This is a genomic window from Citrobacter sp. Cf088, from assembly GCF_030334295.1.
GTDB lineage: Bacteria > Pseudomonadota > Gammaproteobacteria > Enterobacterales > Enterobacteriaceae > Citrobacter > Citrobacter freundii.
This window is the reverse complement of record NZ_JAOWEE010000033.1, coordinates 75,292-99,443: the sequence shown is the minus strand read 5'-3', so window position 1 is coordinate 99,443 and position 24,152 is coordinate 75,292. Positions and strand designations below refer to the sequence as shown.

General features: G+C 55.7%; 23 protein-coding genes, 3 tRNA genes and 1 pseudogene. 14 read left to right on the top strand and 13 right to left on the bottom strand.

Features of this window, described 5'->3' with window-relative positions; genetic code table 11:
* Positions 1 to 3 precede the first annotated feature (3 nt).
* The 7 genes from paaG to paaA are packed head-to-tail and all read right to left on the bottom strand — an operon-like array spanning position 4 to position 5,144.
* Positions 4 to 792, bottom strand: a complete 789-nt coding sequence (paaG, locus tag OGV71_RS03780) for a 2-(1,2-epoxy-1,2-dihydrophenyl)acetyl-CoA isomerase PaaG (RefSeq protein WP_174329373.1) — start codon at positions 790 to 792, stop codon at positions 4 to 6.
* A gap of 2 nt (positions 793 to 794) precedes the next feature.
* The gene (gene paaF / locus OGV71_RS03775; protein ID WP_286532635.1) at positions 795 to 1,562 is read right to left on the bottom strand and encodes a 2,3-dehydroadipyl-CoA hydratase PaaF; all 768 of its coding nucleotides are present in this window, start codon (positions 1,560 to 1,562) and stop codon (positions 795 to 797) included.
* Positions 1,559 to 2,629 carry a 1,2-phenylacetyl-CoA epoxidase subunit PaaE gene (gene paaE, locus OGV71_RS03770; RefSeq protein ID WP_286532631.1) on the bottom strand — a complete coding sequence of 357 codons (1,071 nt, stop codon included), beginning with the start codon at positions 2,627 to 2,629 and terminating at the stop codon, positions 1,559 to 1,561. The genes paaF and paaE overlap by 4 nt, the downstream gene beginning before the upstream one ends.
* A gap of 7 nt (positions 2,630 to 2,636) precedes the next feature.
* Entirely contained in the window at positions 2,637 to 3,137 is a 501-nt protein-coding gene (gene paaD / locus OGV71_RS03765) for a 1,2-phenylacetyl-CoA epoxidase subunit PaaD (protein WP_286532628.1), read from the bottom strand.
* A gap of 12 nt (positions 3,138 to 3,149) precedes the next feature.
* Entirely contained in the window at positions 3,150 to 3,905 is a 756-nt protein-coding gene (paaC, locus tag OGV71_RS03760; RefSeq protein WP_286532625.1) for a 1,2-phenylacetyl-CoA epoxidase subunit PaaC, read from the bottom strand.
* Between the two features lie 7 nt (positions 3,906 to 3,912).
* Positions 3,913 to 4,200: a 1,2-phenylacetyl-CoA epoxidase subunit PaaB gene (paaB, locus tag OGV71_RS03755; RefSeq protein WP_003030843.1), complete on the bottom strand. Its 288-nt coding sequence runs from the start codon at positions 4,198 to 4,200 to the stop codon at positions 3,913 to 3,915.
* Between the two features lie 11 nt (positions 4,201 to 4,211).
* Positions 4,212 to 5,144 carry a 1,2-phenylacetyl-CoA epoxidase subunit PaaA gene (gene paaA, locus OGV71_RS03750; RefSeq protein ID WP_200055209.1) on the bottom strand — a complete coding sequence of 311 codons (933 nt, stop codon included), beginning with the start codon at positions 5,142 to 5,144 and terminating at the stop codon, positions 4,212 to 4,214.
* A gap of 284 nt (positions 5,145 to 5,428) precedes the next feature.
* Here paaA and paaZ point away from each other — a divergent pair, with 284 nt between their 5' ends.
* Positions 5,429 to 7,474 carry a phenylacetic acid degradation bifunctional protein PaaZ gene (gene paaZ, locus OGV71_RS03745; RefSeq protein ID WP_286532622.1) on the top strand — a complete coding sequence of 682 codons (2,046 nt, stop codon included), beginning with the start codon at positions 5,429 to 5,431 and terminating at the stop codon, positions 7,472 to 7,474.
* An 82-nt stretch (positions 7,475 to 7,556) separates the two neighbouring features.
* On the opposite strand, the gene OGV71_RS03740 is transcribed toward paaZ, so the two are convergent.
* A tRNA-Asn gene (locus tag OGV71_RS03740) sits at positions 7,557 to 7,632 on the bottom strand.
* A 160-nt stretch (positions 7,633 to 7,792) separates the two neighbouring features.
* Between OGV71_RS03740 and OGV71_RS03735 the strand changes: the two genes are divergently transcribed.
* Together OGV71_RS03735 and OGV71_RS03730 are read left to right on the top strand one after the other, a co-directional pair.
* Entirely contained in the window at positions 7,793 to 9,280 is a 1,488-nt protein-coding gene (locus tag OGV71_RS03735) for an EmmdR/YeeO family multidrug/toxin efflux MATE transporter (protein ID WP_003846749.1), read from the top strand.
* A gap of 99 nt (positions 9,281 to 9,379) precedes the next feature.
* Positions 9,380 to 9,455, top strand: a tRNA-Asn gene (locus OGV71_RS03730).
* 140 nt (positions 9,456 to 9,595) lie between these two features.
* Here OGV71_RS03730 and cbl read toward each other — a convergent pair.
* Both cbl and nac read right to left on the bottom strand, forming a co-directional pair.
* Positions 9,596 to 10,546 (bottom strand): HTH-type transcriptional regulator Cbl, encoded by a 951-nt coding sequence (gene cbl, locus OGV71_RS03725; protein WP_003846751.1) that lies wholly within the window; start codon positions 10,544 to 10,546, stop codon positions 9,596 to 9,598.
* A gap of 101 nt (positions 10,547 to 10,647) precedes the next feature.
* On the bottom strand, positions 10,648 to 11,565 hold the full coding sequence (nac, locus tag OGV71_RS03720) for a nitrogen assimilation transcriptional regulator NAC (protein ID WP_003030855.1): 918 nt from the start codon (positions 11,563 to 11,565) through the stop codon (positions 10,648 to 10,650).
* A 326-nt stretch (positions 11,566 to 11,891) separates the two neighbouring features.
* Between nac and OGV71_RS03715 the strand changes: the two genes are divergently transcribed.
* A tRNA-Asn gene (locus OGV71_RS03715) sits at positions 11,892 to 11,967 on the top strand.
* A gap of 48 nt (positions 11,968 to 12,015) precedes the next feature.
* Here the strand turns inward: OGV71_RS03715 and OGV71_RS03710 are convergent.
* Positions 12,016 to 12,237, bottom strand: a pseudogene (locus OGV71_RS03710) (type II toxin-antitoxin system PemK/MazF family toxin); the annotation flags it as partial.
* A gap of 224 nt (positions 12,238 to 12,461) precedes the next feature.
* Between OGV71_RS03710 and fecI the strand changes: the two are divergent.
* The 7 genes from fecI (at position 12,462) to fecE (ending at position 20,021) form a co-directional block, all read left to right on the top strand.
* Complete coding sequence (fecI, locus tag OGV71_RS03705; protein WP_071697111.1) at positions 12,462 to 12,983, top strand: ferric citrate uptake sigma factor FecI; 522 nt, start codon at positions 12,462 to 12,464, stop codon at positions 12,981 to 12,983.
* Complete coding sequence (fecR, locus tag OGV71_RS03700; protein ID WP_071697110.1) at positions 12,980 to 13,933, top strand: ferric citrate uptake sigma factor regulator FecR; 954 nt, start codon at positions 12,980 to 12,982, stop codon at positions 13,931 to 13,933. The genes fecI and fecR overlap by 4 nt, the downstream gene beginning before the upstream one ends.
* 86 nt (positions 13,934 to 14,019) lie before the next feature.
* The gene (fecA, locus tag OGV71_RS03695) at positions 14,020 to 16,344 is read left to right on the top strand and encodes a TonB-dependent Fe(3+) dicitrate receptor FecA (RefSeq protein WP_286532619.1); all 2,325 of its coding nucleotides are present in this window, start codon (positions 14,020 to 14,022) and stop codon (positions 16,342 to 16,344) included.
* Positions 16,345 to 16,402: 58 nt separating this feature from the next.
* Positions 16,403 to 17,305, top strand: coding sequence for a Fe(3+) dicitrate ABC transporter substrate-binding protein FecB (locus tag OGV71_RS03690; protein ID WP_204583718.1), 903 nt, complete (start codon positions 16,403 to 16,405; stop codon positions 17,303 to 17,305).
* Positions 17,302 to 18,300 carry an iron-dicitrate ABC transporter permease FecC gene (fecC, locus tag OGV71_RS03685; RefSeq protein WP_204583720.1) on the top strand — a complete coding sequence of 333 codons (999 nt, stop codon included), beginning with the start codon at positions 17,302 to 17,304 and terminating at the stop codon, positions 18,298 to 18,300. Before OGV71_RS03690 ends, fecC begins: the two co-directional genes overlap by 4 nt.
* The gene (gene fecD, locus OGV71_RS03680; RefSeq protein WP_204583722.1) at positions 18,297 to 19,253 is read left to right on the top strand and encodes a Fe(3+) dicitrate ABC transporter permease subunit FecD; all 957 of its coding nucleotides are present in this window, start codon (positions 18,297 to 18,299) and stop codon (positions 19,251 to 19,253) included. Before fecC ends, fecD begins: the two co-directional genes overlap by 4 nt.
* Positions 19,254 to 20,021 carry a Fe(3+) dicitrate ABC transporter ATP-binding protein FecE gene (gene fecE, locus OGV71_RS03675; RefSeq protein ID WP_204583724.1) on the top strand — a complete coding sequence of 256 codons (768 nt, stop codon included), beginning with the start codon at positions 19,254 to 19,256 and terminating at the stop codon, positions 20,019 to 20,021. It abuts the gene before it with no gap.
* 90 nt (positions 20,022 to 20,111) lie between these two features.
* Here fecE and OGV71_RS03670 read toward each other — a convergent pair whose 3' ends face one another.
* Entirely contained in the window at positions 20,112 to 20,246 is a 135-nt protein-coding gene (locus tag OGV71_RS03670) for an AraC family transcriptional regulator N-terminal domain-containing protein (RefSeq protein ID WP_233597867.1), read from the bottom strand.
* A gap of 102 nt (positions 20,247 to 20,348) precedes the next feature.
* The gene (locus tag OGV71_RS03665; protein WP_286532612.1) at positions 20,349 to 21,242 is read right to left on the bottom strand and encodes a LysR family transcriptional regulator; all 894 of its coding nucleotides are present in this window, start codon (positions 21,240 to 21,242) and stop codon (positions 20,349 to 20,351) included.
* A gap of 114 nt (positions 21,243 to 21,356) precedes the next feature.
* Between OGV71_RS03665 and OGV71_RS03660 the strand changes: the two genes are divergently transcribed.
* The 3 genes from OGV71_RS03660 to OGV71_RS03650 are packed head-to-tail and all read left to right on the top strand — an operon-like array spanning position 21,357 to position 24,044.
* On the top strand, positions 21,357 to 22,265 hold the full coding sequence (locus tag OGV71_RS03660; protein WP_286532610.1) for an alpha/beta hydrolase: 909 nt from the start codon (positions 21,357 to 21,359) through the stop codon (positions 22,263 to 22,265).
* 46 nt (positions 22,266 to 22,311) lie between these two features.
* On the top strand, positions 22,312 to 23,067 hold the full coding sequence (locus OGV71_RS03655; protein ID WP_257651385.1) for an SDR family NAD(P)-dependent oxidoreductase: 756 nt from the start codon (positions 22,312 to 22,314) through the stop codon (positions 23,065 to 23,067).
* A 38-nt stretch (positions 23,068 to 23,105) separates the two neighbouring features.
* Complete coding sequence (locus OGV71_RS03650; RefSeq protein WP_286532607.1) at positions 23,106 to 24,044, top strand: alpha/beta hydrolase; 939 nt, start codon at positions 23,106 to 23,108, stop codon at positions 24,042 to 24,044.
* Positions 24,045 to 24,152 lie beyond the last annotated feature (108 nt).

Sequence of the window (24,152 nt, the reverse complement as noted above, 5' to 3'; positions counted from 1 at the left end):
GGCTTATTTCCCGCTGAACTGTGGCTGACGTTTGGCGAGGAAGGCGCTGACGCCTTCGCGATAGTCGTCGCTGCGACCGGCCATGCGCTGATAATCCCGCTCCAGATCGAGCTGGCTTTCCAGCGTATTGGTTTCAGAAAGCTGAAGCGCTTTCTTAATTAACCCCAGCCCATAGGTCGGCTGGGTAGCAAAATGACGCGCCATGGCTAACGCAGTGTCTTTCAGTTCAGCGTCGTCCACCACCTGCCAGATCATTCCCCACTGCGCGGCCTGTTCGGCGCTGAGGTTATCGCCCAGCATCAGTAAACCTACGGCGCGAGCGCGAGTGGTTACACGGGGCAGCAGCCAGCTACCGCCGCAGTCCGGCACCAGGCCAAGCTTGCTGAAGGCCATCACAAACTTCGCCGAACGCGCGGCCAGCACGATATCGCAGCCCAGCGCTAACGTTGCACCCGCCCCGGCGGCCACGCCGTTAACGGCGCAGATAACCGGCTTCGGCAGCGCGGCTAAACGGCGCACCAGCGGGTTGTAAAAGCGTTCCACCGACATGCCCAGATCCGGCGCGGGGCCGCTTGGGTCAACGTTACGGTCATTCAGATCCTGTCCGGCGCAAAAACCGCGACCGGCACCGGTAATCAGCAGGCAGCGAATGGTGTCGTCACGTTCGGCCTGTTTCAGGCAGTCGGCGAGCTGCTGGTGCATCACGTCATTAAAGCTGTTGAGTCGGTCCGGGCGGTTCAGGGTGATGGTCATGACGCCCTGTTCCACTTCGCTGAGAATGAAAGCTTCCACGATTAGCGTCCTTTAAATTCCGGGGTACGTTTTTGTAAAAAAGCGGCGATACCTTCACGGCGGTCGTCGGTGCCGCTCAGCACGGTAAACAGCTGGCGTTCCTGTACAAGACCGGCCTGAAGGCTCACCTCGTGCGCCAGACGCAGCGACTGCTTTGCCGCACGCAGCGCCAGCGGCGAGTGGCGGGCGATGGTCGCCGCCAGCTTCAGGGCATATTCATCAGAGAGGTTGGCCGGGTGAATGTCACTCACCAGCCCAGCCTGCTGCGCGCGTTCGGCATCAATGCTTTCGCCGCTCAGCACCATCCGGCTGGCCAGTGCTTTGCCAACGCTGCGAATCAGACGCTGGGTACCACCCGCGCCGGGCATGGTGCCGAGGGTAATTTCCGGCAGGCCAAAGCGGGCGTTATCGCCGGCAATCACCAGGTCACACAGCAGCGCCAGCTCGCAGCCCGCGCCCAGCGCGTAGCCGTTCACCACCGCAATCAGCGGCTTGTTGAAGGCGTCGATGCGCGCCCACAAACGGGGACGAATATCGTCGAAGGTGGCGGGCAGGTCTTTTTCGGCCATTTCGTTGAGATCGGCACCGGCCGCGAAATAGCGCGGGTTGCCGCTAATCACGCAGACGCTCACCGTCGGATCGGCCGCCGCGCTTTCCAGCGCTTCGGCAAGCAGCAATAGCAGCGTATTGTTCAGGGCATTACGCGCCTGCGGGCGGTTCAGCGTCAGCTGCAGCACGCGGTCATGACGGGTAATCAGCAGTTCGCTCATGCCGTCCCCCGTGCGTCAAAGTCGACCACCACATCCGCGCTTTTGGGCAGCGCCTGGCAGCTCAGCACATAGCCCGCAGCCACTTCATCGGCTTCCAGACTGTAGTTAGCGGCCATTGCCACTTCGCCCTGCACCACTTTGCATTTACAGGTGGCGCACACGCCGCCTTTACAGGCAAACGGCAGGTCTGCGCCCTGACGCAGCGCGGCGTCAAGAATGCTGTCATCTTCGGCGGAGAGTGCAATCAGGCGGTCGCGACCGTCCTGGCGAATGGTCACCGTGCGGCCTTCTGCCTGTACGCCTGTGGCCCGCTTAACGCTGGTGCCAGGCGTGTTGAAACGCTCAAGGTGAATAGATTTCTCCGCCATACCCAGCTCGTGCAGGGCCACTTCGGCTTCGTCCATCATCGCCGATGGGCCGCAGATAAACGCGTCGTCAAAACGGCTAAAATCGAGCAGGGTTTTACCCAGCGCATGCAGCTTGTCGCCGTCAATGCGACCTTGCAGCAGGTCGCTGTCCATCGACTCCTGGCTGAACAGATGCACCACCTGCAAACGCTGCGGGTAGCGATCTTTCAGGTCAGCCAGCGCCTGGCGGAACATCATGCTGTGGCTGCTGCGGTTACCGTAGATAAGCGTAAACCGGCTGTCCGCTTCGGTCGCCAGCGTGGCTTCGATAATCGCCATCATCGGCGTAATGCCGGACCCGGCGGCAATCGCCAGGTATTCCGCTTCACGCTCGGCCTGCGGCTGGTAGCCAAAGTGCCCCTGCGGCACCATCACCTCCAGCGCCATACCCTGCTGGATATCGCGCTGGGCATAGCGGGAAAAACGGCCGCCGTCGATGGCTTTCACCGCCACGCTGATTTCAGACGGCGAGCGGCTACGGCAGATGGAGTAGCAGCGCCGCAGCTCTTCACCGCCGAGGCGGGCTTTCAGCGTCAGATGCTGGCCCGGGCGGAAGGCGTAATCGTTGCGCAGCGCCTCAGGAATAGCAAAAGTGATGGTCACCGCATCACGGGTTTCCGGCTCAACGTTTGCCACGGTAAGCGAATGAAATGTTGTCATCGCAGCCTCAAATACATTTAAAGTAATCAAAGGGTTCACGGCAGCTGTCGCAGCGATACAGCGCTTTACAGGCCGTGGAACCGAATTCACTAATCAGCGAGCTGTGGGTGCTGCCGCAGCGCGGGCAAACCACGTCTTTCGGCATCTCGCCGGCGTGGCAGGCATGGGCCTGCGGCGGGCTGATACCGTACTGGCGCAGGCGTTCGCGGGCATCCGGGCTCATCCAGTCGGTGGTCCATGGCGGATCGAGCTGTAGCACAATATGTACCGGCGTGTAGCCATGCGTGGTCATCACCGTACGAATCTCACCCAACAGGTGCTCGGTAGCCGGGCAGCCCGAGTAGGTTGGCGTAAAGCCAATCACCCAGCCGTCGCCGAGGCGTTCAACCCGGCGTACCATCCCCAAATCGGTAATGGTCAGCACCGGCACTTCCGGGTCTGGAATGGCGCTTAACAATCCCCAGACGGTACGAACCTCCGGGGGTGCGATTGCGGCGAGACGTTGCATAGCCACCTCCTGTTACCACTGCTGTCCAGGGTACGAACGCTGTAAATACTGCATTTCTGCCAGCATCGGACCGAGATGCTCACTGTGCAGCCCCTGCTTACCGCCGCTGCGGAACGCCGCCTCCTGGGGAGTTTGCAGGCCGGAATCGAGCAGCGCGGTGTGAACCGTTGCCTGCCATTCCGCCTGGAGCGTGCGCGGATCGACGGCGATCCCCTGCTCGCTCAGGTCAATTTCCAGCGCATCGGCAACGAACAGTTCACCGGTATAGCGCCACAGGTTATCGACTGCCTGCTGCATACGCTGCGTCGAGAGCGCGGTACCGTTGCCCAGGCGCTCCAGCCAGCCGCGACTAAAGCGCAGGTGATAACGCACCTCTTTCAGCCCTTTAGCGGCGATGGCGGCAATCTGCGCGTCGCGGCTGTTAACCAGACGGCTGAACAGCGCCACGTGCCAGGCATCCATAAAGAACTGACGGGCGATGGTGTCAGCGAAATTACCGTTCGGCTGTTCGACCAGCAGTACGTTGCTGAACTGGCGTTCGTCGCGGCCAAAGGCCAGCGTGTCTTCGTCGCCGTTACCGTTCAGTTCGGCGGCGTAGCTGAGAAAATTGCGCGCCTGTCCCAACAGATCGAGACCGATATTGGCCAGCGCCAGATCGATTTCCAGCTCCGGTGCGTGGCCGCACCATGCGCCTAAACGCTGTGCCAGGATCAGGCCGTTATCGCCCAGACGCAGGGCATAGGTTGCAACGGGATTGAGAGTCGTCATCGTTGCCTCACATATGTTCCATGCCGTCCGGCACGGTGTAGAACGTCGGGTGGCGGTAGACTTTGCTTTCTGCCGGGTCGAAGAATTCACCGCGATCCTCCGGCTGCGAGGCAACAATTTCACTCGCCTTCACCACCCAGATGGAGCAGCCTTCGCTGCGGCGGGTGTAGGCATCACGCGCGTTTTCCAGTGCCATTTGGTCATCGGCGGCGTGCAGGCTGCCCACGTGGCGGTGCGACAAACCCTGTTTGCTGCGGACAAACACTTCGTATAACGGCCAGTATGTTTTGCTCATCTTTTTTCTCCTCAGGCGGCATCGCGAGCGCGTTGTTTTTCGGCATGAGCCAGCGCGGCTTCGCGCACCCATGCACCCTCTTCCCAGGCCTTACGCTTGGCGCCCAAACGTTCGTGATTGCAGACACCACGACCGTTGATGACCTCATTAAATTCCTGCCAGTCGATCTCACCGAATCGGTATTTCCCCGTCGCTTCATCAAGCTGCAGATCGGCATCCGGCACGGTCATGCCGAGGATTTCAACCTGCGGAACGGTGTTATCCACAAAGCGCTGGCGCAGTTCGTCGTTGGAATGCAGTTTGATTTTCCACGCCATACTGCGGGCGCTGTTCGGCGAGTTGTCGTCGCTCGGCCCGAACATCATCAGCGCGGGCCACCAGAAACGATTGATCGCATCCTGGAGCATCTGGCGCTGTTCTTCGCTGCCCGCCGCCAGCGCCATACAGGCTTCAAAGCCCTGACGCTGGTGGAAGCTCTCTTCTTTGCAGATTTTGACCATCGCCCGGGCGTACGGCCCGTAAGAGGTACGGCACAGCGCCACCTGATTGACGATCGCCGCGCCGTCCACCAGCCAGCCGATCACGCCGATATCCGCCCAGGTCAGGGTTGGGTAGTTAAAAATGGATGAGTACTTCATCTTGCCGTCGAGCATTTTCTGATACAGGTCTTCACGGGCGCAGCCGAGGGTTTCGGCGGCGCTGTAGAGGTACAGACCATGTCCGGCTTCGTCCTGCACTTTCGCCAGCAGAATCGCTTTGCGGCGCAGGGTCGGCGCGCGAGTGATCCAGTTACCTTCCGGCAGCATGCCGACGATTTCCGAGTGCGCGTGCTGGCCAATCTGGCGGATTAGCGTTTTGCGGTAGGCATCCGGCATCCAGTCCTGCGGTTCGATGGCTGTATCCTGCGCGATGCGCTGGTCAAAGCGTTGTTCTTCTGTTGTCACGTCATCACCTTATGATTCTTATAAATTCAACAAATCAATTTTTGTGAATCATTTTGTTTTATGAAAGTTACATCCCGGTTAAATAAAACCACAAATTTTGTTTGTGGATTTTGTGACACGCTACGCAAAGCCTTTTAATTTATTGAGTAAAAACAGAATCATAATCAATTTAGATAAAGTGTTCGCGATCGCATTGTTAATAAATTATTAAAATCAGCTTGCTTTTCATGATTCATAAAATAACTATTAAAGGCATGCTTACGTAACATATCTGGAGATTTACGATGCAGCAGTTAGCCAGCTATTTATCCGGCGCCTGGCAGACCGGCCGGGGCCGCACCCGCACCATCCATCACGCCATTACCGGCGAGCCGCTTTGGGAAGTGACGAGCGAAGGACTGGATATGGCGCAGGCGCGCCGCTTCGCCATCGAGCACGGCGGCAAAGCGTTACAGGCAATGAGCTTTATTCAGCGCAGCGCGATGCTAAAAGCGGTGGCGAAGCATTTAATGGAACTGAAAGCCGATTTCTATGCCATATCCGCGCAAACCGGAGCAACACGCGGTGACAGCTGGGTCGATATCGAAGGCGGCATCGGCACGCTTTTCACCTATGCCAGCCTCGGCGGGCGTGAGCTGCCGGATGATGTGCTGTGGCCGGAAGATGAGCTGATTCCGTTGTCCAAACAGGGCGGTTTTGCCGCACGCCACGTGCTGACCTCCAAATCCGGCGTTGCGGTACATATCAACGCCTTTAACTTCCCCTGCTGGGGGATGTTAGAAAAGCTGGCGCCGACCTGGCTTGCCGGCATGCCCGCGATCGTTAAACCGGCGACCGCCACCGCGCAGCTGACGCAGGCGATGGTCAAAGCCATTGTCGACAGCGGGCTGGTGCCGGACGGCGCAATAAGCCTGATCTGCGGCGGCGCGGGCGATCTGCTGGATAATCTGGATAGCCAGGACGTAGTGACCTTTACCGGCTCTGCGCATACCGGGCAGCAATTGCGCGTGCATCCGAATCTGGTGGCGAAATCTGTGCCCTTCACCATGGAAGCGGATTCGCTGAACTGCTGCGTACTGGGCGACGATATCACCCCGGAGCAGCCGGAGTTTGCGCTGTTTATTCGCGAAGTGGTGCGCGAAATGACCACCAAAGCCGGGCAGAAATGTACCGCCATTCGCCGCATTATCGTGCCGCAGGCGCAGGTGAAAGTCGTCAGTGAAGCGCTGATTGCCCGCCTGCAAAAGGTGGTAGTGGGCGATCCGGCGCAGGAAGGCGTGAAGATGGGGTCGCTGGTGAATAACGATCAGCGTCAGGACGTGCAGGATAATGTGAATCGTCTGGTTGAAGCCGGGTGTGAGGTGCTGCTGGGCGGAAAAGCAGATCTGAGCACCGCTGGAGCTTTCTTCCCGCCTACGCTGCTGTTCTGCCCGCAGCCGGATGAAATCAGCGCCGTGCATGCGATTGAAGCCTTTGGCCCAGTGGCAACGCTGATGCCGTATCAGAACAGCGAACACGCCCTGACGCTGGCGCGCGCCGGTGAAGGTAGCCTGGCCGGCACGTTGGTGACGGCGAGCAGCGAACTGGCGCGAGAGTTTATCCTCGGTGCAGCCCGCGCCCACGGGCGTATTCAGGTGCTGAACGAAGAATCTTCCGCTGAGTCCACCGGCCACGGCTCACCGCTGCCACAGCTGGTCCACGGCGGCCCGGGACGTGCGGGAGGCGGCGAAGAGCTGGGCGGCCTGCGCGCGGTGAAGCACTACATGCAACGCACCGCCATTCAGGGCAGTCCAACCATGCTGGCCGCCGTTAGCCAGCAGTGGGTACGCGGCGCGCAGGTCACGGAAGATCGTATTCATCCGTTCCGTAAATACTTCGAAGAGATCCAGCCGGGCGACAGCCTGCTGACGCCACGTCGTACACTGACCGAAGCGGATATCGTTAACTTTGCCTGCCTCAGCGGTGACCACTTCTACGCCCATATGGACAAAATCGCCGCTGCCGAGTCTATTTTCGGCGAGCGCGTGGTGCACGGTTACTTCCTGATTTCCGCCGCTGCCGGTCTATTTGTAGACGCGGGCGTTGGCCCGGTTATCGCCAACTACGGTATGGAAAATCTGCGCTTTATCGAGCCGGTTAAGCCGGGCGACACTATCCAGGTGCGTTTAACCTGCAAACGCAAAACGGTGAAACTTCAGCGCAATGCCGAAGAAAAAGCGACTGGCGTGGTGGAATGGGCGGTGGAGATTTTCAATCAGCACCAGCAGGCGGTGGCGCTGTATTCCATTCTGACGTTGGTTGCGCGTCAGCATGGGGATTTCCCGGCTTAAGAACCCGGTGTCGCTTCGCGCGACCAGATTTGAAACAAAAAGCAAAAAGCCTGCTTAGTTTCCTGAGCAGGCTTCTTAAATATGGCTCCTCTGACTGGACTCGAACCAGTGACATACGGATTAACAGTCCGCCGTTCTACCGACTGAACTACAGAGGAATCGTTGTGGAGGCTTATCTTAGCGGCGAAAAAATTTTTGTCAAACCTCATTTCTTCGAATGCGAATCAATTGATGCTTCTCTCGACAGTTTGTTGCATTTACAGACATTTTAAATAGAAAAAACTTTGCAGCTTTTTTGATTCTCCCTCATCATTTGAAATGAGGTTTCAACTTTCTTCGTTAAGGTCCACTTTGAACGTCTCCGCTGCCTTACGCCAGGTCGCTTCCCGCACGCCCTGGTATGCCAAACGCAAGAGTTATAAGGTTCTCTTTTGGCGCGAAATCACTCCGCTGGCTGTCCCCATTTTCCTGGAAAACACCTGTGTGCTATTGATGGGTGTTCTGAGTACCTTCCTGGTAAGTTGGTTGGGAAAAGAAGCAATGGCCGGTGTCGGACTCGCCGACAGTTTTAATATGGTCATCATGGCATTTTTCGCCGCCATCGATCTGGGTACCACCGTAGTTGTAGCATTTAGCCTCGGGAAACGAGATCGTCGACGGGCCAGAGCCGCAGCCAGACAATCGCTGGTGATCATGACAATTTTTGCTACCGTGCTGGCAGCGGTCATTCACTATTTTGGTCAACAGATTATTGACGTTGTCGCAGGTGAAGCAACGCCAGACGTTAAAGCTTTGGCACTTACCTATCTGGAGCTGACGGTGCTCAGCTACCCGGCGGCAGCCATTGCGCTGATCGGCAGTGGCGCACTACGTGGGGCCGGAAATACTAAAATACCGTTGTTGATTAACGGCGGTATGAACATCCTGAATATCATCATCAGTAGCATCCTGATTTACGGAATCTTTTCCTGGCAAGGTCTGGGATTTGTGGGAGCAGGCCTGGGACTGACCATTTCGCGCTACATCGGGGCGATTGCCATCATCTGGGTACTGATGATTGGTTTTAACCCCGCGCTGCGAATTCCCTTCAAAAGCTATTTTAAGCCACTCAATCTCGCCATTATATGGGAGGTGATGGGGATCGGCATTCCGGCAAGTATCGAGTCAGTGCTGTTCAATGGCGGTAAACTTTTGACGCAGATGTTTGTTTCAGGCATGGGAACCAGCGTTATCGCCGGGAACTTTATTGCATTTTCTATCGCCGCGCTTATCAATTTACCGGGGAATGCTTTAGGTTCCGCGTCGACAATCATTACCGGCAGGCGTCTGGGAAATGGCCAGATTGCCCAGGCTGAAATCCAGCTACGGCATGTGTTCTGGCTGTCGACGATTGGGCTAACGGCAATTGCCTGGCTAACCGCACCTTTCGCCGGGGTGATGGCCTCATTTTATACCCACGATCAGGATGTAAAAGAGGTCATAGTCATCCTGATTTGGCTCAACGCAGCATTTATGCCGATATGGGCAGCCTCCTGGGTGTTACCAGCGGGCTTTAAAGGTGCGCGAGATGCACGTTTTGCTATGTGGGTATCGATGCTGGGCATGTGGGGCTGCCGCGTAGTCGCGGGCTACACTCTGGGTATCGTATTAGGATGGGGAGTTGTCGGCGTTTGGTTAGGTATGTTCTTCGACTGGGCCGTGCGCGCCGCGTTATTTTACTGGCGTATGGTCACAGGCCGCTGGTTGTGGAAATACCCACGCCCCGAACGCGAAAAGTGCATAAAACAACCGGTTGCGTCTGAATAATCGGCGAAATGAGGAATATTTCAGCAAACGATCGCATTTATCCATTCAGGCTTTGACAACGCTGAGCGGCATCGCTAATATTCGCCTCGTTCAAACGATTCCTCTGTAGTTCAGTCGGTAGAACGGCGGACTGTTAATCCGTATGTCACTGGTTCGAGTCCAGTCAGAGGAGCCATATTTAAGAAGCCTGCTCAGGAAACTAAGCAGGCTTTTTGCTTTTCTGCGATCCCATTAGCCAGGTAGAGCGCTTCACTTCACACCCAGGCTTTTCCATACTGGCAACGAGAGAAGCCCGTTTCTCACGGGCTTTTATTGTTAAATCTGATAATCAATCACCGCTTCATCTGGCTCCATCGCCTGACGCTTAATTTCATCGACGGATAACCCTGCGTTGCATAGCTCGATGAATCGCCAGACGTAGTTGCGCTGCAGTTGTCCGCGTTTAAGCCCTAGCCAAACGGTATTTGCATCAAACAAATGCCGGGTATCCAGACGGGTTAACGTCCCCTCTTCCTGCTCGCCGCTGGATTGCTCTGCCACCAGCCCAATCCCCAATCCCAGTGACACGTAAGTTTTAATCACATCCGAGTCCTGGGCACTGAGAATAATATCAGGTATCAGCCCCTTGCGAGCAAACGCCTCATCGATGCGGGAACGCCCTGTAATCCCCTGACGATAGGTAATTAACGGCCAGTGAGCGATGGACTCCAGCGTTAGCGGAGAAGCCTTCACTAATGGATGGTCCTGAGGAACAAGCAGGCTGTGGTGCCAACGAAACCAGGGAAAAGCCACCAACAATGGATCGCTGCTCAGCCGCTCACTGGCAATTCCGATATCTGCCCCGCCATTTTGTAGCAGGACATCAATCTCCTGTGGTGTGCCCTGAATAAGTTCCAGACGCACCTCAGGGAACAGCTCACGAAAGGCTTTTATCACCGCAGGCAAGCTATAGCGTGCCTGGGTATGCGTGGTGGCAATCGTCAGAACGCCGGACGTGTCATTGGTAAACAGATCCGCCAGTCGACGAACATTGCTGGCCTCATTCAGAATACGCTCGGCAATGATCAGCAAGGCTTTACCCGGTTCAGTCATGCCCAACAGGCGTTTACCGCGACGGATAAAAATTTCGATGCCAAGTTCATCTTCAAGTTCACGAATGTGTCGGCTGACGCCCGACTGCGAGGTGTACAGTATATTCGCGACCTCCGTCAGGTTGTAATCCTGACGGGCCGCCTCGCGGATTATTTTGAGCTGCTGGAAATTCACGTTTCACTCCGGGCACATCAGACATTACGCTATTGTTAAAGTCTGATGCCCGGCATAACAAATAATAAAAACCTGCATCTTATTCCTCGTGGGAATAAGGTTTAGCTGACCAGCTGCAATTCGCGATTTTCCAGCGCCGGACGGCTAACCAACGACAACAGGATCTCCTTCACTGCCTGTGCCTGGGGCGACAAGCTCCCTCTGGCTGATACGTTCAACGATAATGGCAGATTCATCGATGGGGTTGTGATGCGCGCCATCCAGCCGTTCGCTGCATTGCATAATGAACGGGCGGCCGACTCGGGCAACACTGTGACGCCCATACCACTGGCAATGGCGGCCGTCAGGGTGGAGATAGATTCAATTTCGCCAATCACTTTAGCCGTTAAGCGACGTAGCGAAAAAGCTTCATCCACGCGCAGGCGAACCGCGCTGTAATCCCGTGGCAAGAACAAATTCATCTGCGCCACCGCGGCTAAATCGACGCTTTGCCCCGGGCACTCACGCGTGCCGACCAGATACAGATCCTCTTTAAGCAACGGTTGACTGCTGATGCCCGCCACGGGTGAACGCTCATAGAGCACTGCCATATCTAATTGCCCGCTGAGCAGCTTGTCATTCAGCACTGCCCCACTATTTTCATGCAGATAAACCTGCACATCGGGCAGTTCGGCACGTAGCGTCTGTAATAACGGCATGGTAATGGATGACGCTGCTGTCCCCGGCGCAAGGCCGATAGAGACCTGGCCTGTCAAGGTCTGTCCCACGTTATTAACCGCAAGTTGCGCCTGTTCACACTGACGTAAAATCGTCCGGGCGTGGGTATATAACACTTTTCCTGCTTCCGTCGGCGTGACGCCACGCTTGGTACGAATCAGCAATTGCTGATCAAGCTCACCTTCCAGCGTAGCGACCTGCTGGCTCAGCGCGGGTTGCGCAATGTGCAATACTTCCGCTGCCTGGGTCAGGCTACCAATATCGACGATTTTCACGAAATATTTCAGTCGTCTAAAGTTCATTTTGCCTCCTGTCGGAATACCAGAACCCGTGCTGGCAGTCATTGAATTCAGGATTGCAAGATACTTGCCACTTTCGTCTAAAACGGTGTTTTATGGTTAAAGCCGCACAAAGTCAGGAGTAAAAGCGAAGGAAGATCATTCTGCACACCTAAATATCTCATTCAGGCTGCCCTGGAAGAGGTAGACACGCACCAGAATGGGGCAAAAGCATAAAAAGACGGAAAGATCGCCGCTTTGCTGATTTTGTCAGCAAACGAACACACAAATGTATTTACCCCTTTGACAAGCCTCACCACCCTCGCTAATATGCGCCTCGTTCAAACGATTCCTCTGTAGTTCAGTCGGTAGAACGGCGGACTGTTAATCCGTATGTCACTGGTTCGAGTCCAGTCAGAGGAGCCATATTTAAGAAGCCTGCTTAGGAAACTAAGCAGGCTTTTTGCTTTTATGCTATTGCTCATTGCGCATATCAAAGCCCCAGCTCAGTCTGGCCAACACTTCATTCATAATGACCGCAGGTATTTGTTCCAGGCGCTTGCCGTTCCGAGGTTCCATATCAATAGTTCTGGGCTGACCACGACGAATAACGCCCGTCGTTTTAGTGCCCGCATCATCCAGATAAACGCTAACACCAGCAGCATGAGCAAGGTTTCCGCCACTGGTGACAGGAAGTGAGGTGTCCGATTCTCACTCACAACAGACATGGTCAGATGTCATTCCAACCATCACATGCCAAAAGCAGACTCCTTTTCCCGTCTAGTATCCACATCATAAGATTTTTTATAAAAAACAATGCGTTAATACGTTCAACGTAATACAATTATATTTCCAATTGTAATGATAACCATTCTCATATTAATATAATCGCGTGATAATTAACTTTTGATACATTCCGCATGTCTGACCACGCCACTACCACTGCTTCCTTTACGCTCGAGTCGCTTTATGGCGCACATCACGGCTGGCTGAAAAGCTGGCTGACGCGCAAACTCCAGTCCGCCTTTGATGCAGATGACATTGCCCAGGACACTTTTCTACGGGTAATGGGCAGCGGGTCGCTCTCGACGATCCGCGATCCGCGTTCCTTTCTGTGCACTCTCGCCAAACGGGTGATGGTCGACCTGTTTCGCCGAAACGCGCTGGAAAAAGCCTATCTGGAGATGCTGGCGCTGATGCCGGAGGCGCTCGCGCCTTCGCCCGAGGAACGCGAGAGTCAGCTCGAAACCCTGCAACTCATCGACAGCATGCTTGACGGGCTGAGCGGAAAAACACGCGAAGCGTTTCTCCTTTCGCAGTTGGATGGTCTGACCTACAGCAAAATAGCGCTAAAGCTCGGTGTTTCGGTCAGTTCAGTGAAAAAATATATGGCAAAGGCTATCGAACATTGTCTGCTGTTTCGTCTGGAGCACGGTCTGTGAACGCCTCTATCACCGATTCTCGCCGCCAGGCATTGCGCTCGGCATCACACTGGTATGCCGTATTGAGCGGCGAGCGTGTCAGCCCACAGCAGGAAGCGCGCTGGCAACAATGGTATGAAGAGGACAAAGATCACCAGTGGGCCTGGCAACAGGTTGAAAACCTGCGCAGCCAGCTCAGCAGCGTTCCGGGCGATGTCGCCAGCCGGGCTCTGCACGATACGCGTCTTACCCGTCGTCATGTCATGAAAGGGCTATTGCTGCTGCTCGGCGTAGGCGGAGGCTGGCAGCTCTGGCAATCTGAAGCCGGAGAAGGTCTGCGCGCGGACTACCGCACCGCCAAAGGGGCTGTCAGCCATCAGCGGCTGGACGATGGCTCGCTGCTGACGCTCAACACACAAAGCGCCGTGGACGTTCGTTTTGATACGCGTCAACGCGCTGTCCATCTCTGGTACGGCGAAATTGCGATTACTACCGCAAAAGACGCGCAGCAGAGACCTTTCCACGTTGTGACCCGCCAGGGCCAGCTCACCGCATTAGGCACAGAATTTACCGTCTACCAGCAGGACAACGTCACACGCGTTACCGTTCAACAACACGCGGTTGAAGTCTTACTGGCAAACCGTCCGCAGGAAAAACGCATCGTCAGCGCTGGCGAGAGCCTGCAGTTTAGCGCGTCTGAATTTAGTGCAATTACCTCAGCGGATGATGAAAGCGCCGCCTGGACGCAGGGCATTCTGAGCTTTAGCGATAAACCTCTGGGTGAAGTGATTGCCACGCTGAGCCGTTATCGCAACGGCGTGCTGCGTTGCGATCCGGCGGTGGCCGGGCTGCGCCTGAGTGGCACTTTCCCGCTGAAAAATACCGATGCGATTCTGGATATTATTGCCCAGACACTTCCAGTGAAAATTCAGACTATTACGCGATACTGGGTCAATATTTTGGCACTGTAAGAAAAATAATTCTCATTTTCATTGTCCTTTTTCCCCTTCTCATTCGACTCATAGCTGAACACAACAAAAATGATGATGGAGAAGGTATGACGCCTTTACGCGTTTTAAGCAAAACAACACCTTTGGTTAACGCCATTCGCCTGAGCCTGCTGCCGCTGGCTGGGCTCTCGTTATCCGCTTTCGCAGCGCAGATTGATATTGCACCAGGCTCACTCGATAAAGCACTAAACCAATATGCCGCACGCAGCGGAATTACCCTGTCTGTTGATGCCAGCCTGACGCGCGGCAAGCACAGCAACGGTTTGCACGGCGATTACGATGTTGAGAGTGGTTTGCAGCAGTTGCTCCTGGGCAGTGGCCTGCAGGTGAAGCCGTTAGGGAATAACAGCTGGACGCTCGAACACGTTCCTGCGCCGCAGGAAGATGCGCTCACGGTTGTGGGCGACTGGCTGGGCGATGCGCGCGAAAACGACGTATTCGAACATGCCGGCGCGCGTGACGTTATCCGCCGTGAAGATTTCGCCAAAACCGGCGCGACGACCATGCGCGAGGTGCTGAACCGCATTCCTGGCGTTACCGCCCCGGAGAACAACGGTACCGGTAGCCACGATCTGGCGATGAACTTTGGTATTCGCGGCCTGAACCCGCGCCTGGCCAGCCGTTCAACGGTACTGATGGACGGTATTCCGGTGCCGTTTGCCCCTTACGGCCAGCCGCAGCTTTCCCTGGCACCTGTTTCGCTCGGAAATATGGACGCCATCGATGTGGTACGCGGCGGCGGTGCCGTACGTTACGGGCCGCAGAGCGTGGGCGGCGTGGTGAACTTTGTCACCCGCGCCATTCCGCAAGACTTCGGGATCGAAGCCGGCATGGAAGGCCAGCTCAGCCCAACGTCCTCACAAAATAACCCAAAAGAGACACACAATCTGATGGTGGGCGGCACGGCGGATAACGGTTTTGGTACCGCCCTGCTTTACTCCGGCACCCGCGGCAGCGACTGGCGCGAGCACAGCGCGACGCGCATCGACGATCTGATGCTGAAAAGCAAATATGCGCCGAACGACGTGCATACTTTCAACAGCCTGCTGCAATACTACGACGGTGAAGCCGACATGCCCGGCGGCCTGTCGCGCGCGGATTACAACGCCGACCGCTGGCAGTCCACGCGCCCTTACGATCGCTTCTGGGGGCGCCGCAAGCTGGCAAGCCTCGGCTATCAGTTCCAGCCGGACAGCCAGCATAAATTCAATATTCAGGGCTTCTACACTGAAACCCTACGTAGCGGCTACCTGGAACAGGGCAAACGCCTCACCCTGTCACCGCGTAACTACTGGGTACGCGGCATTGAACCGCGCTACAGTCAGAGCTTTATGGTGGGTCCTTCCGCGCACGAAGTGGGCGTGGGATACCGCTATGTGAGCGAGTCGACGCATGAAATGCGTTACTACACCGCCACCAGCAGCGGGCAGTTGCCGTCCAACTCCAGCCCTTACGATCGCGACACCCGTTCCGGTACCGAAGCGCACGCCTGGTATCTGGATGACAAAATCGACATTGGCAACTGGACCATCACACCGGGTATGCGCTTTGAACATATCGAGTCATACCAGAACAACGCCATCAAAGGCACACATGAAGAAGTGAGCTACAACGCCCCACTTCCGGCGCTAAACGTGCTTTATCACCTGACTGATAGCTGGAATCTTTATGCAAACACTGAAGGCTCATTCGGCACCGTACAGTACAGCCAAATTGGCAAGGCTGTGCAAAGCGGCAATGTGGAACCGGAAAAAGCGCGAACCTGGGAGCTCGGAACCCGATACGACGGTGGCGCGCTGACCGCGGAAATGGGGCTGTTCCTGATTAACTTTAATAATCAGTACGACTCCAACCAGACCAACGACACCGTAACCGCACGGGGTAAAACGCGCCATACCGGGCTGGAAACCCAGGCCCGCTATGACCTCGGCACGCTGACGCCAACGCTCGACAACGTTTCGGTCTACGCAAGCTATGCGTATGTGAACGCCGAGATCCGCGAGAAAGGCGACACCTACGGCAACCAGGTGCCGTTCTCGCCGAAACACAAAGGCACATTGGGCGTGGACTATAAACCGGGTAGCTGGACGTTCAACCTGAATAGCGATTTCCAGTCCAGCCAGTTTGCGGATAACGCCAACACCGTGAAAGAGAGCGCCGACGGCAGTACTGGTCGCATCCCTGGCTTTATGCTCTGGGGCGCACGCGTAGCTTATGATTTTGGTCCGCAAATGGCAGACCTGAACCTGGCGTTCGGCGTGAAGAATATCTTCGACCAGGCGTACTTCACCCGCTCTTATGACGACAACAACAAAGGCATCTACGCAGGCCAGCCGCGCACGCTGTATATGCAGGGGTCGTTGAAGTTCTAATTCACACCGATTTCGTTGGCCGGGTAAGCGCAGCGCCACCCGGCTTTCAGGAGCACCGATGTTCACATTTATCCGCACACTTTTCGCCGCTCTGCTGCTGGTCACCAGCCACGCTTTTGCCGCCACGGTTCAGGACGAACATGGCACCTTTACGCTTGATAAAACGCCACAGCGGATAGTGGTACTGGAGCTGTCGTTCGCGGACGCGCTGGCCGCCGTCGATGTCAGTCCGGTCGGCATTGCCGACGATAACGATGCCACGCGCATTCTTCCCGAAGTTCGCGCCCATCTGAAACCCTGGCAGTCTGTCGGCACGCGTGCGCAGCCGAGTTTAGAAGCCATTAGCGCGCTGAAACCGGATCTGATCATTGCCGACAGCAGCCGTCATGCGGGTATCTACAGCGCCTTGCAGCAAATCGCACCGGTGCTGCTGCTTAAGTCCCGCAATGAAACCTACGCTGAAAATCTACAATCTGCGGCCATCATCGGCGAAGTCGTGGGAAAAAAGGCACAGATGCAATCACGTCTGGTGCAACACCAACAACAGATGTCAGCGTGGGCCAGCCAGTTGCCAAAAGGCACGCTGGTGTTATTTGGTACGTCCCGGGAGCAGCAGTTTAACCTTCATACGCAGGGGACCTGGACCGGGGGCGTCCTGACCTCTCTGGGGCTGAAGGTACCTGCGGCGATGGCGGGTGCGTCTATGCCGTCCATCGGCCTGGAACAGCTGCTGGCGCTCAATCCTGCATGGCTGCTGGTCGCCCATTATCGCGAAGAGAGCATCGTGAAACGCTGGCAGCAAGACCCGCTGTGGCAGATGTTAACGGCTGCGCAAAAACAGCAGACGGCGTCGGTCGACAGTAACGCCTGGGCGCGGATGCGCGGTATTTTTGCGGCCGAACGTATTGCCAGCGACACGGTAAAAATCTTCCATCACCAGCCTTTATCCGATGTGAAATGACGGTTCTTAGACATCCAGCGCTGCAGTGGGGTCTTCCCCTTGCTGCGCTTATCACTCTCTTCTGGCTGAGTCTGTTTTGCTACTCGGCCATTCCTGTTTCTGGCGTTGACGCCATTCGCGCCCTGCTGCCGGGCCACGCGCCGACGCTTCCACAAACGCTGGTGCAAAACCTTCGTTTGCCGCGAAGCCTGGTCGCCATTCTGATTGGCGCGAGTCTGGCTCTCGCGGGTACGCTTCTGCAGACCCTGACGCATAATTCAATGGCATCTCCTTCGCTGCTCGGTATTAACAGCGGCGCGGCGCTGGCGATGGCACTGACCAGCGCGCTCAGCCCCGTGCCCGTCGCGGGTTACTCCATCGCCTTTATCGCCGCCTGTGGCGGCGGCGTAAGCTGGCTGCTGGTGATGACCGCAGGCGGCGGATTTCGCCATACCCAGGACAGAAACAAACTGATCCTCGCGGGTATCGCGTTCTCGGCGTTTTGCATGGCCCTGACCCGCATCACCCTGCTGCTAACGGAAGATCACGCCTACGGCATTTTTTACTGGCTCGCGGGAGGCGTATCCCACGCACGCTGGCAGGAGTTCTGGCAGCTTTTCCCGGTGGTGGCAGTTGCTATACCGGTGGTGTTGCTGCTGGCCAATCAACTGAATCTGCTTAACGTCAGCGACAGCACCGCCCGTACGCTGGGGGTGAATCTGCCGAAGCTGCGTTTAATCATCAACATTCTGGTGCTGCTTCTGGTCGGTACCTGCGTCAGCGTGGCCGGCCCGGTGGCGTTTATCGGTCTGTTGATGCCGCATCTGGCTCGCCTCTGGGTAGGATTCGACCAGCGCAAGGTCCTGCCGATGAGCATACTGATGGGCGCCACACTGATGCTAGTGGCGGATGTTCTGGCCCGCGCGCTGGCCTTCCCTGCCGAATTACCCGCGGGGGCTGTGGTGGCTCTGATTGGTGCGCCCTGCTTTGTCTGGCTGATCAGGAGGCGTGGTTGAAAATTGTGTTAGTCATTTTTATCGCCCTCGCACTGGCAGGATTTTCGCTGCTGTCTCTGCAAATGGGGGTGATCGCCGTTCCCTGGCGCGCCCTGCTGACCGACTGGCAGGCCGGGCGTGAGTATCATTACGTGTTAACGGCGTACCGCCTGCCGCGACTGCTGCTGGCGTTGTTTGTCGGTGCAGCCCTCGCGGTTGCAGGCGTTCTGGTACAAGGGGTCGTTCGTAACCCTCTGGCGTCGCCGGATATTCTCGGCGTAAACCATGCCGCCAGCCTTGCCTCTGTGGGCGCACTGCTTCTCGTACCGTCACTGCCGGTGATTGCTCTGCCGCTGCTGGCCTTTGCCGGTGGCATGGTGGGCCTGATCCTGCTGAGAATGCTGGCGAACACCAGCCAGCCGATGAAGCTGGCACTCACGGGTATCGCGCTGTCTGCCTGCTGGGCCAGTCTAACGGACTGGCTGATGCTTTCGCGCCCGCAGGATGTGAACAGCGCTCTGCTGTGGCTAACCGGCAGCTTATGGGGCCGTGACTGGAGCTTTGTGAAGATTGCCGTCCCGCTGCTGATGTTGTTTCTGCCGCTGAGCCTGGGTTTTTGCCGCGATCTCGACCTTCTGGCACTGGGCGATGCGCGCGCCACCACGCTCGGTGTGTCGGTGCCGCGTATCCGGCTCCTGGCTTTGCTACTGGCGGTCGCCATGACGTCAACCGGCGTGGCCGTCTGCGGCCCGATTAGCTTTATTGGACTCGTGGTACCGCATATGGTGCGCAGCATTACCGGTGGACGTCACCGCTGGCTGCTGCCCATATCGGCCATGACAGGTGCGTTGCTGTTGGTGGTTGCCGATCTGCTGGCGCGAATTATTCATCCCCCGCTGGAGCTTCCGGCTGGCGTACTGACCGCCATTATCGGTGCGCCGTGGTTTGTCTGGCTGCTTGTGAGAATGCGATAAATGACATTACGAACTGAAAATCTGACGGTCTGTTACGGTACAAACAAGGTCCTTGATGGTGTTTCACTCGCCCTGCCAACGGGAAAGACAACCGCCCTGCTCGGCCCAAACGGCTGCGGGAAATCGACGTTGCTAAACTGTTTTTCACGGCTGTTAACGCCGCAGTCCGGTCGCGTGTTTCTCGGCGATAATGCCATCAACACGCTCTCATCACGCCAGCTAGCCCGCAGGCTGGCGCTGCTGCCCCAGCACCATTTAACGCCAGAGGGGATCGCCGTCCAGGAGCTTGTTTCGTACGGTCGCAACCCGTGGTTGTCACTCTGGGGGCGCCTCTCCGTTGAAGACAATGCGCGGGTCCAAGATGCTATGCACCAGACCCGGATCCAACATCTTGCCGACCGACGGTTAACCGATCTTTCCGGCGGTCAGCGCCAGCGCGCCTTTCTGGCGATGGTCCTGGCCCAGAATACACCCGTCATACTACTCGATGAGCCAACCACCTATCTCGATATCAATCACCAGGTGGAACTAATGCGGTTGATGGGCGAACTCCGGGCTCAGGGGAAAACGGTAGTCGCAGTGCTGCACGACCTTAATCAGGCCAGCCGGTACTGCGATCATCTGGTGGTAATGGCGAACGGACATATTATGGCGCAAGGCACACCAGAAGCGGTGATGAACCCTGGATTGCTGAGAACCGTATTCAACGTGGATACGGAAATACACCCCGAACCAGTATCTGGTAGGCCGATGTGTGTAGTGAGGTAAATGACACAAGCTGTAATGGTACCATGGTCTCAACAGGTCGCCTGTCATATCACTTGCGCTGTGATGACTTCACCCTGCCCAGGTAACATTTCAACTGTTCTGAGCTGAATAATATTGCAGCGTTCTGTCATCAATCATCATGCGTTTAGGACCAGTCAAAACCATGTTAATTATCGGTTCATAAACTGCAGACAGGCGGTGTTCAGGGATTACTCTCAACACCATAGCAACCCGTGAAATGCAGGTTTCGGTACGCTGATTATCCGTGGCTAATGCAAGTTCTCGTAACTTCGGTAATTTTTGCATTTAACGAGTGATAACACGTCGCTATAATGCGGGCATTCTCAGCGCTTCAACAATGATATTAAACGCAGCCGAGGATTTCAGCCGGCTGGTGTAATACAGATAATACCCCGGGAAAGTGATAGTGAAGTCGTCCAGAACGGTGAGCAGTCGGCCAGAGGCGATATCATCCTGCACTAATGCCTGCGGAACATAAGCCAGCCCGTAACCGTCAAGACAGGCCTGATGAACCTGATTGATGCCGTTAACGATAACCTGCCCCTGAACGCGCAACTTTTGCTCTTGCCCGTTAATTAAAAACGTCCACGGCAAATTCTGACCATGAGTGGGTAACTGTAAATTGATACAGTGCAGCGTCAGCAATTGTGCGGGAGTTGTCGGGAAATCCTGTTCCTGCAGACACTGAGGCGAGGCTACGACCACCATACGGTGTTCCGCGCTAATCGGAATGGCCACCATATCCTGGGCTATCAGGCCACCTCGCCGTACGCCGGCATCAAAACGCTCTTTGGCGATATCAACCAGGCCATAATCCGTGATCAGTTCCAGGTGAATATCAGGATAGTTCTTCAAAACCGGCGCCAGTTTCGGCCACAGAACCTGCTGGATAGCGTATTCATCGGCGGATATACGTATTTTTCCCGCGGGTTTATCCCGCAAGTCAGCAAGCTGATCAAGACCGGTAGAAATTTCTTCGATAGCCGGGCCAATCAACTGTGCCAGACGCTCTCCCGCCTCCGTCAGAGTCAGGCTCCGCGTCGTGCGATTAAGTAATTTTAGCTGAAGACGCGCTTCAAGATTCCCGATAGTCTGACTCACCGCCGACTGTGATGTCCCTGATTTCACTGCCGCCCGCGTGAAGCTTCCCTCCTGAACAACCGTCAGGAAGGTGATCAGGTCGTTAAGATTCTCTTTCATTGATTAATAAGCCACGCTAATAACTGACATCAAATTATCCACGCTAATCAAATGAACTGTCCAGTTCTATCATCATTTCACCGTCACAACACACGTCGACTCCGGGGGGAGAAAATGATGAAATCCATTCGCTTTACCAATGCCGAAATCACCATGGCGGGGAATCTGTTCCTGCCCGAGAATTTTAACGAATCCGCATGCTATCCAGCTATTGTGGTCGTTCACCCGAGCGGCGGCGTCAAAGAACAAACGTCAGGCCTGTATGCTGAAGAACTGGCGCGTCATGGCTACATTACCCTGGCGTTTGATGCCGCTTATCAGGGTGAAAGCAGCGGGGAACCTCGTCAGCTTGAAAACCCATATCACCGGGTGGAAGATATCAGTGCAACAATAGACTATCTGGTGGCTCAGCACTGCGTCGATGAGCAGCGAATCGGTGTCGTTGGCATCTGCGCTGGCGGCGGCTATGCCATTCACGCCACTATGCTGGATCGCCGAATTAAAGCACTTGGTACCGTCAGCGCCGTTAACTATGGCGACATGTATCGCCAGGGATGGGAAGGCAATCAACAGCCTGCATCATCCCTTGAACTTCTGCAAATGGCTGCGGAACAACGTACTGCGGAGGCAAAAGGCGCAGCCACTGGCTATCTGCCCACCACCCCAAACTCCATGGCGGAGGCGCCAAACAGAGATTTTGCAGAAGCTTATGAGTACTACCGAACGCCACGGGCAATGCATCGCAATGCGCCGAGTCGGCTCACCACCCGCAGCCTTGCGCAGCTGGTTACCTACGATGCCTTCAACCTCGCCGATATTTTTCTGACTCAGCCCATGCTGGTAATTGCGGGCAGCGAGGCGGGAACGCGCTGGATGACGGAAGAGATTTATCAGCGAGCCGCAAGCCAGAATAAAAACCTGCATATCGTTAATGGTGCTACCCATATCGCCATGTATGACCAGCCTGAATATGTGTCGGAAGCGACAGGCAAATTTGTCTCTTTCTTCGCAGAAAACCTGTAGACCTACGCCTTGCCCACCGGGCTACCACTGACCAGAGAACGACATCATGAAATATACCCTTATCACCGGCGCCAGTTCAGGCATCGGCAAAGCCCTTAGCTATCAGTTCGCTTCCCGCGGCTACAACCTGATTATCACCGCCCGACGCGAGGACGAATTGCAGAAACTTAAACAGGATATTGAAAGCCGGTATGCGGTGCAGGTCATCGCAAAACCGTGCGATCTGGCGCAGGAAGGCCAGGCGGAACACCTGTATCGCCAGTTGGCTGATTTCGAGCTTGTCATGCTTATCAATAATGCAGGGTTTGGCGATTTCTCCATGCCCTGGGATATCGATTTAGCGAAAGCGACCCGGATGCTGGATTTAAATGTTAAGGCCCTGACCATGCTCTCCCTTCTGTATACCCGGGATTATGCCGATCGGGAGGCGACGTTGATTAATGTGTCATCCGTCGGCGGTTATTCACTCTTTGATATCGCCGTTACCTACTGCGCGACTAAGTTCTTTGTCGCCGCATTTACCGAGGGGTTGGCGCAGAATCTGCGTGACCAGGGCAAAATAATGCGGGCAAAAGTGATCGCGCCAGGTCCAACACAGAGTGAATTCGTTGCTCATTCTTCAGACCATGGTGGCATCAGTGGCGATGGATTGTTTGCCGAGGACTCATTTATTACCGCGGAAAAGCTGGCGGAATACACATGGCAACTGTTTGACAGCGACAGTACGGTAGGCATCGTCAATGCCGACCGCCAGTTGATGCTTAAGTCACCCGTTTATCCTTACATTAACGTCCCGCATTAATGCTCAGAACGTCGCCATTAACTTGAGGAACTCCTGCTATGTCTCATGAACAAGTCGTTTCATTCCGGCACAACAGCTGGCAAGTTGCCGCCACTCTCCGCTTACCTGAGGGATTTGATGCCAGCCAGAAATACCCGGCGATTGTTTGTGCCCATCCTATTAGCAGTTGTAAAGAACAGACATCCGGCGTAGTCTACGGCCAGAAACTGACTGAAGCGGGGTTTATTACTCTTGCTTTCGATGCATCTACCCAGGGTGAAAGCGGGGGTGAACCACGTTTTAGCGAAAACCCATCCACCCGCGTGGAAGACTTTCGCTGCGCGATAGACTATCTGGTGACTTTAGCCTACGTGGATGAAGATCGTATTGGGGTTTTAGGCGTGTGTGGTGGTGGTGGATATGCCGTCAGCGCCGCTACCATTGATCACCGTTTCAAAGCCGTTGCCACCGTGGTTGCCGCCAATTATGGGCGCATTATGCGTGAGGGGGATTCCAGTCCGGATGCCGCGCTCAGAACGATTGACGCGCTGGGTAAACAGCGCACTGCTGAAGCTCGGGGGGCCGCTGCTCTTGTTGTCGGTTATATTCCTGACAATGCAGAAGCACTGGCGAATGCGCACATCAACGATATCGACATCATTGAGGCAGTTGATTACTACACGACCCCGCGTGGGCAAAAGCCAGGCTCGCCTAACAAATTGCGACTTACCAGCACCGCACCGGCCTTAAACTGGGATGCTTTTGCCTTTACGGAAAAGCTACTGATACAGCCATTACATATTGTTATCGGCGATGTTCCTGGCGGTTTCGGTTCTTATCGCGACGGTTATGAACTTTATCAGCGTGCGCGCTCCGTTGAGAAGACACTGCAGGTTGTGAAAGGGGTATCTCACTATGATCTGTATGATCGTCCGGAAGCGACGGCACAAGCGCTGTCGGAGATTATTCCATTCTTTAATAAACATTTAGGCACATAAGTGGCATAACCTTTTATTTACGCGCATTCTTAGCCATTACCCGGCCGTGCAAGCCATGGCCGGGTGTTAAAAATTTGCCTCATTCTGCTGCCTGGATGCGAGAAAAAA

Coding starts and splice junctions, on each gene's coding strand:
- paaB (WP_003030843.1), bottom strand. CDS start 4,200: ATGAGCAAAACATACTGGCCGTTATACGAAGTGTTTGTCCGCAGCAAA.
- OGV71_RS03665 (WP_286532612.1), bottom strand. CDS start 21,242: ATGAAAGAGAATCTTAACGACCTGATCACCTTCCTGACGGTTGTTCAG.
- paaD (WP_286532628.1), bottom strand. CDS start 3,137: ATGCAACGTCTCGCCGCAATCGCACCCCCGGAGGTTCGTACCGTCTGG.
- paaE (WP_286532631.1), bottom strand. CDS start 2,629: ATGACAACATTTCATTCGCTTACCGTGGCAAACGTTGAGCCGGAAACC.
- fecA (WP_286532619.1), top strand. CDS start 14,020: ATGACGCCTTTACGCGTTTTAAGCAAAACAACACCTTTGGTTAACGCC.
- paaZ (WP_286532622.1), top strand. CDS start 5,429: ATGCAGCAGTTAGCCAGCTATTTATCCGGCGCCTGGCAGACCGGCCGG.
- fecE (WP_204583724.1), top strand. CDS start 19,254: ATGACATTACGAACTGAAAATCTGACGGTCTGTTACGGTACAAACAAG.
- OGV71_RS03670 (WP_233597867.1), bottom strand. CDS start 20,246: ATGGTGTTGAGAGTAATCCCTGAACACCGCCTGTCTGCAGTTTATGAA.
- OGV71_RS03690 (WP_204583718.1), top strand. CDS start 16,403: ATGTTCACATTTATCCGCACACTTTTCGCCGCTCTGCTGCTGGTCACC.
- fecI (WP_071697111.1), top strand. CDS start 12,462: ATGTCTGACCACGCCACTACCACTGCTTCCTTTACGCTCGAGTCGCTT.
- fecC (WP_204583720.1), top strand. CDS start 17,302: ATGACGGTTCTTAGACATCCAGCGCTGCAGTGGGGTCTTCCCCTTGCT.
- OGV71_RS03660 (WP_286532610.1), top strand. CDS start 21,357: ATGATGAAATCCATTCGCTTTACCAATGCCGAAATCACCATGGCGGGG.
- paaF (WP_286532635.1), bottom strand. CDS start 1,562: ATGAGCGAACTGCTGATTACCCGTCATGACCGCGTGCTGCAGCTGACG.
- paaC (WP_286532625.1), bottom strand. CDS start 3,905: ATGACGACTCTCAATCCCGTTGCAACCTATGCCCTGCGTCTGGGCGAT.
- OGV71_RS03735 (WP_003846749.1), top strand. CDS start 7,793: ATGAGGTTTCAACTTTCTTCGTTAAGGTCCACTTTGAACGTCTCCGCT.
- OGV71_RS03655 (WP_257651385.1), top strand. CDS start 22,312: ATGAAATATACCCTTATCACCGGCGCCAGTTCAGGCATCGGCAAAGCC.
- nac (WP_003030855.1), bottom strand. CDS start 11,565: ATGAACTTTAGACGACTGAAATATTTCGTGAAAATCGTCGATATTGGT.
- OGV71_RS03650 (WP_286532607.1), top strand. CDS start 23,106: ATGTCTCATGAACAAGTCGTTTCATTCCGGCACAACAGCTGGCAAGTT.